This window comes from Pseudomonas citronellolis, assembly GCF_029335315.1.
In the GTDB taxonomy this organism is placed as follows: domain Bacteria; phylum Pseudomonadota; class Gammaproteobacteria; order Pseudomonadales; family Pseudomonadaceae; genus Pseudomonas; species Pseudomonas citronellolis_A.
Genome location: NZ_JARJLT010000404.1, coordinates 1 through 530, shown reverse-complemented (window position 1 = coordinate 530; position 530 = coordinate 1). Strand labels below are relative to the sequence as shown.

Genomic DNA, 530 nt, shown 5'->3' with positions numbered 1-530 from the left:
CCGGCGCCAACGGTACGGCCGCCTTCGCGGATCGCGAAGCGCAGGCCATCTTCCATGGCGATCGGAGCGATCAGGGTGACAACCATTTTCACGTTGTCGCCCGGCATTACCATCTCAACGCCTTCCGGCAGTTCGCAGTTGCCGGTCACGTCGGTGGTACGGAAGTAGAACTGCGGACGGTAGCCTTTGAAGAACGGGGTGTGACGACCACCTTCTTCCTTGGACAGCACGTACACTTCGCACTCGAACTTGGTGTGCGGCTTGATGGTGCCCGGCTTGGCCAGAACCTGGCCACGCTCTACGTCTTCACGCTTGGTGCCGCGCAGCAGGACGCCGACGTTCTCGCCAGCACGACCTTCGTCGAGCAGCTTGCGGAACATTTCAACGCCGGTGCAGGTGGTCTTGGTGGTCGCCTTGATACCGACGATTTCCACTTCTTCCTGGATCTTGACGATGCCACGCTCGACACGGCCAGTTACCACGGTGCCACGACCGGAGATCGAGAACACGTCTTCGATCGGCATCAGGAA

Annotated in this window: 1 protein-coding gene; it reads right to left on the bottom strand. The window is 60.4% G+C overall.

Annotated elements, in window-relative coordinates; all coding sequences use genetic code 11:
- On the bottom strand, nt 1–530 hold a 530-nt coding region (locus tag P3W75_RS30690), incomplete at both ends, for an EF-Tu/IF-2/RF-3 family GTPase (protein ID WP_276231096.1).